A 6,000-nucleotide genomic window follows, 5' to 3' on the forward strand; every position below is an offset into this window, starting at 1 on the left:
TTTCTATTCTTCACTGTCTTTCCAATAATCTCTGATGCTGATTAACTGTGTTTTTGAAGCCCTCAGCATGCGTCTAGAGCCTTTTACGGGTACAGCAACCACCTGTTGCGGTAAATACAAAACTGTCTTAAAGATACGCTGGCTGACCGTATCATCTTTGGCTAAATCTTTCTGGAAATTATTTGAAATAATAGCATCAAGATAAAACTCATGCACCCGTTTTCCAAAATTCTCAGCTGAAATCTCATATAATTTCTCTGATAAGGTATGCTCATCCATATCTGGCGTTGCAATCAGGGCTTCCAAAATAGCTCCAGCCAAATCATGTTCACCGTAATACAAGATTCCAAACATTTTATCACTGATAAGATTGTCCAGATAAGGATTTCCGTGAGCAATGACAGGTGTTCCACTGGCCAAACTTTCCAAGTAGGTCAAGCCTTGGGTTTCACTTGTCGATGCCGAGATGAAGAAATCTGCCGCCTTATAATAAAGAGCCGTCTCACTTGGAGCAATCATCCCTGTAAAGACAACAGAGTCTTGAATCTCTAGTTTCTGGGCTTGCTCTTTGAGGTCATCCAGATAAGGACCGTCCCCAGCTACCACCAGTTTAACCTTGTCTTCTTCTTTCAGAACTTCTGCAAAGGCTGCTAATACTGCTTGAATATTTTTTTCATAGGAAATTCTGGAAAGACTAAGCAACATCTTTTCATCATCTTGAATCCCTAGTTTACTACGCAGTTCTTTCAAATTTTCCTGCTTGATTTCCGGACGCTCAAACTTGGCTAATTCAATCCCAGTTGGAATGACACGTTTTTCAACCTTAACCTTATAGTCAGATAGTAAATCACGGACAATCTCACTCGGGCAAATCACCCCATCCACATCATGCAGGAAACCTCTGACCAGATACTTGACCATACTAGGACGAATCAGCAAACCCTTGGCAATATAATGCACATAGTCTTCATACTGGGTGTGATAGGTATGGATGACGGGAATCTTCAGTTCACGCGCAATCCAAATCCCCAACAAGCCAAGAGAAAATTCTGTCTGAGTATGGATGATATCCAGCTGATACTGTTTAGCAATTCCCAGTGCTTTGCTGAATCCTCGATAGGCAAAGCGGCGATCCTTAAAAGCAAAAAAGGGAACACTTGGAATGCGGATGATTTGCCAATCTTCGTAGCGATTGACATCCTTATCTGTCGTCGTAAAGATAAAAACAGCATGTCCCTGCTTTTCAAGTTCTGTTTTCAAGGTTCGAATACTGGTCGCAACACCAGAAACCTGAGGAAAATAGGTATCTGTAAATAAACCAATTCGCATAGATTACCTCACTTTTTATTTTCTCCCTAAAGCGGCTTGTTTCTCATAAAAGTCCAACCAAATTTGCAACAGATGCTCTTCAGAATACTCTCTAGAAATATTCTTAGCTTTTTCTTTGAGATCTTTTAAGGCAACAGGATTTGCTTGATATTCTAAAATAGCCTCTTTCATCTCTTCTCTATCTGCTGTCGCCCGATAATTTCCCTCCAAAATCACCTTATAGAGATCTAAATCACGCAACATAATAGGAGATTCGCAACTGGCAGCCTCTAAAATAGTCATGGGGAAAAGTTCATTGTAACTGGGCAACAAGAAAAGATTCGCTAGGGCATACAATTCGCGCATCCGCTCTGGTGACACGATACCTGGAAACATCAAATTTTTAGGGGGATTCTCCATGATTTTCTTATAGCGTTCATAACCATCTGTCATACCACCAAAAGAGAAACCACCGGCCCATATAAAGGTAATCTGAGGCAGTTCCTCAGCCAGACGGATAAAGTCATCAATCCCTTTACGTTTTTGAACTTGACCAGCACCTACTACGATAAACTGATTTTCACTAAGACCTAGCTCTGTTCGCAGTCTCACTACCTCTTCTTGTGGTAGAGGATGCCATTTTTCCTTGTTTACAAAGTTAGGAATATAAGTCACTTTTTCACGTGGAATACCCGCTGCCACCAAATCCTCAATAAACATCGGATTGACCACAACCAAGTGCTCCATCCGATTGTAAAAAGAAAATACATAGCGTTTAACAATTCCCTTTAAGAAAAATGGAATTTTTAAACTCCCCTCAAGTGTATCAGGTAAGAAATGCACATAGCCAATTTTCCTTCCTGAGCGTTTCTTTTGGAATGTTGATAAATAATAAGGGAAATCAATTGTATGAAAGTGAGTCACATCTGCCTCGATTGGAAGATTTTCTGTAACAATCAATTGGTCCTTGGCATCACGGTGAAGAAGACGAACTAATTCACGGTAAGCACCTGAAACTCCTTGTCCTGCTACTTTCTCACTTGAACTCAACATATTGATGCGTAATTTCTTTTTTTCCATAACTACCATTATATCATTTTCTTTGAATAAAATCAGCAAAAGAAAGGAGAGACTAGAGGAAAAGAAGGGAAATTTCCTCGCTTTTCCAATAATCTCTCACATGCTATTATATGTTTACTTAATGCCTAGGGCAATGCGTGCATAGCGACTCATTTTTTCAACAGTCCAGGCTGGATACCAGACTAATTTAACTTCAGTATCCGTTACTTCTGGTACCTCTGTCATGGCATCATAAATCTGGTCTGTCAAAAGATCTGCCAGGGGACAACCCATGGTTGTCAAAGTCATATCAATCTCTGTTTGCCCAGTGTCGCCGTCAAAACGAATCTCATAAATCAAACCAAGGTTGACAATATCGATTCCCAACTCAGGGTCGATGACTTCTTCCAAGGCTGTTAAAATGCGTGTTTTGATGTTATCAATTTGCTCTTCTGTATAAGCCATATTCATCCTCACTCTTAGTCTTCAATAAAATCACGAAGCGGTTTACTACGACTTGGTTGGCGTAGTTTTCTCAAAGCCTTTGCTTCAATCTGACGGATACGCTCACGGGTTACGTTAAATACTTTACCCACATCTTCAAGGGTACGCATTTTTCCATCATCTAATCCAAAACGTAGACGCAAAACGTTTTCTTCACGGTCTGTAAGAGTATCCAAGACTTCATCCAACTGCTCACGCAAGACGATACGAGTCGTATAATCCACTGGATTTTCAATCACTTCATCTTCGATAAAGTCCCCAAGGTGGCTATCATCCTCTTCACCGATAGGAGTTTCAAGGGATACCGGTTCTTGAGCAATCTTCAAGATTTCACGAACCTTATCAGGTGTCATATCCATACGTTCAGCGATTTGCTCAGGTGTTGGATCTTGTCCCAATTCTTGAAGAAGATTACGCTGTTCACGAACCAATTTATTGATGGTTTCAACCATGTGGACTGGGATACGGATGGTACGAGCTTGGTCCGCAATAGCACGAGTGATAGCCTGACGAATCCACCAAGTTGCGTAAGTTGAGAACTTGAACCCTTTAGAATAGTCAAACTTGTCAACCGCCTTCATCAAGCCCATGTTCCCTTCTTGAATCAAGTCAAGAAACTGCATACCACGGCCGACATAGCGTTTAGCAATGGAAACAACCAAACGAAGGTTGGCTTCCGCAAGACGTTGTTTAGCTTCGATATCACCAGCTTCAACTGCTAGTGCCAATTCTTTTTCCTCTTCATTGGTCAAAAGAGGAACGACCCCGATTTCTTTCAAGTACATACGAACAGGGTCATTGACCTTAGCCGAAGTTGAACCAATCAAGTCCTCATCGCTGAGTTCTGGCTCTTCTTCAGTGCTAAGAACACGCGCACTTGGATTTCCTTCGTTATCTGTGATAGAAATTCCTGCATCTTGAATCCGTTGCAAGAGATCTTCAATCCCATCAGCGTCCAAGGTAAAAGGAACGACAAGACTAGCATTGATTTCATCATCTGTTGCTGTCCCTTTTTGCTTATGATTACGGATAAATTCTGCTACTTGTACGTCAAATGTTGTTACTTCTTTTTGTTTTGTTGCCATTATTACTCCATTCTTCTCTTTTGGGAAATTAAACGTTCCAATTCTTCTAGGGCTGTATCTGTATCTCCTACATGGCTAGCTTCCTGCACCTTCTTTTTGATTCTCATATTGTCCTGATTCAAGAGAGCCTTGTTTCGAGTCATCTCTACTTCACTAAGTTCCTGCGGCGACATCTCAGCAGGCAAATCCTGAGCTAAGACTTGGTACCAAGCTCTTTCAACTTCCTCTGTCTGCTCTGCTAGAACTTCTGGAGGAAGATTACCATACTGACCAAGCAAGTCATATAAGATCTGAAATTCAGGTGTATCAAATGCAAAGTCTTCTCGCAAGCGGTAATCGTTCAAAACAAGAGGGGATTCCATCATCCGATAAAGTAGATGGGCTTCTGCCCTCATAATAGCGGATAACTGCTTGGTGACAGGCATGGTGATTGGCGTCGGTCTGGAAATTCCTTCCATGCGATTCTGCCTTTGCGCCTGACGACTCTCATTAACAATCTGCTCAATCTGGGCATAATCAAAGGACGCCAGACTGTCTGCTAAAATATGAATATAGATGTTTTGAGCAGTGATGGACTTTTCTTGAACAATCAAGGGAGCTATTTTTTCAATAAACTCAATCTGAGCCTGCAGATTTTCACTGTTTTCAGGTTTGTACTGGTGAATGTAAAACTCAATCGGACTAATACGAGTTTTTGTTAATAGATAGGCCAAGTCTTCTGGTCCATTTTTTTGTAGATACTCATCTGGATCCAAGTTATCAGGCATACTAACGATTTGCACAGGCATCTCACCAATTTCGTCCAGCGCTTTCAATGTCGCAGCTTGCCCAGCCTTATCGCCATCGTAAACAAGAACCAACTTCTTGGTTAACCTTTTTAGATGCTCAACATGCTCACGACTCAAGGCCGTTCCCATGGACGCCACAGCATTTTCGATTCCAGCCCGATAAGCTGCGATAACATCCATGAATCCTTCCATCAGATAAATCTCACTGGCTTTACCAGAAGATTTTTTAGCCCTATCCATATGATATAATTCGTAACTTTTGTTAAAAATTGCAGTCGATCGGCTATTTTTATACTTAGAAGTTTGTGAATCCGTTTTCTGCCAGATACGACCTGAGAAGGCAATGACCTTTCCCTGGTCATTTGTCAGGGGAAACATAATGCGATTGTGAAAAGTGTCTACAAATTGATTGGCATCTGAGAGGTAAAACAGTCCTGAATCTAGAAAATCCTCATCACGATACTGACCAGCCAAACGTTGATAGAGATAGTTTCGTTCTGGAGGTGCCAAACCAATCCGAAAATGCTTGAGCACTTCATCTGTCAAACCACGCTGATAAAGGTAGTTTCTAGCCTCTTCCCCCATGGTCGTTGTCATGAGAATAGCATGATAAAATTTGGCAGCATCTTCGTGCATATCATAAAGAGCTTGGTGAGGTGAGGCTGGCTTCTGCTCACTATAAAGCGGTTTTTCCACCTCTATCCCAACACGCTGACCTAAGATTTGGACAGCCTCCATAAAGGGAACCCCTTGGTACTCCTCGATGAACTTAAAGACATCACCAGAGCGACCACAGCCAAAACAGTGGTAAAACTGCTTGTCCTCTACAACGTTGAAAGAAGGTGTTTTTTCACCATGAAAAGGACAGAGCCCTAGATAGTTCCGTCCTGCCTTTTGTAAAGAAATCACATCTCCTATGACTTCCACAATGTTGGCATTGTTTTTGATTTCTTCAATGACTTGTTTGTCAACCATACACAATACCTCCATGTTATCATAGTTTACTTTATATAGTATACTTTATTTCAGAAAAAAAGTAAACCATTTCACTCATTTTCCCTACTTTATTCAAAGAGTTGATAATAATCAGAGATTTTCATTTTTGCTTTTTCTTCTTGGTTCAAATCTTGGATAATTCGTCCTTCTTTCATGACAATTAAGCGATTGCCATATTTGAGAGCATCTTCCATATGATGGGTAATCATAAGCGCTGTCAATTGATCCTTCTTGACAAATTCGGGACTTTGACAGTTGTG

The 6,000-nt window shown here is 41.0% G+C and carries 5 protein-coding genes and 1 pseudogene; all 6 read right to left on the minus strand.

Annotation, left to right across the window (positions count from 1 at the left end):
• Positions 1-3: 3 nt before the first annotated feature.
• Positions 4-1,329: a glycosyltransferase family 4 protein gene (locus tag HT699_RS01370; protein ID WP_119947015.1), complete on the minus strand. Its 1,326-nt coding sequence runs from the start codon at positions 1,327-1,329 to the stop codon at positions 4-6.
• A gap of 15 nt (positions 1,330-1,344) precedes the next feature.
• The gene (gene cpoA / locus HT699_RS01375; protein ID WP_172934039.1) at positions 1,345-2,388 is read right to left on the minus strand and encodes an alpha-galactosylglucosyldiacylglycerol synthase; all 1,044 of its coding nucleotides are present in this window, start codon (positions 2,386-2,388) and stop codon (positions 1,345-1,347) included.
• A gap of 114 nt (positions 2,389-2,502) precedes the next feature.
• A complete protein-coding gene (locus tag HT699_RS01380) occupies positions 2,503-2,832 on the minus strand; it encodes a metal-sulfur cluster assembly factor (RefSeq protein WP_000331921.1) in 330 nt (109 codons plus the stop codon).
• 14 nt (positions 2,833-2,846) lie between these two features.
• Complete coding sequence (gene rpoD / locus HT699_RS01385; protein ID WP_000201907.1) at positions 2,847-3,956, minus strand: RNA polymerase sigma factor RpoD; 1,110 nt, start codon at positions 3,954-3,956, stop codon at positions 2,847-2,849.
• A 2-nt stretch (positions 3,957-3,958) separates the two neighbouring features.
• Positions 3,959-5,719 carry a DNA primase gene (dnaG, locus tag HT699_RS01390; RefSeq protein WP_172934038.1) on the minus strand — a complete coding sequence of 587 codons (1,761 nt, stop codon included), beginning with the start codon at positions 5,717-5,719 and terminating at the stop codon, positions 3,959-3,961.
• Positions 5,720-5,808: 89 nt separating this feature from the next.
• A pseudogene (locus tag HT699_RS01395) lies at positions 5,809-6,000 on the minus strand (phosphonate ABC transporter ATP-binding protein); the annotation flags it as partial.

Source organism: Streptococcus sp. 1055 (genome assembly GCF_013276815.1).
GTDB lineage: Bacteria > Bacillota > Bacilli > Lactobacillales > Streptococcaceae > Streptococcus > Streptococcus pseudopneumoniae.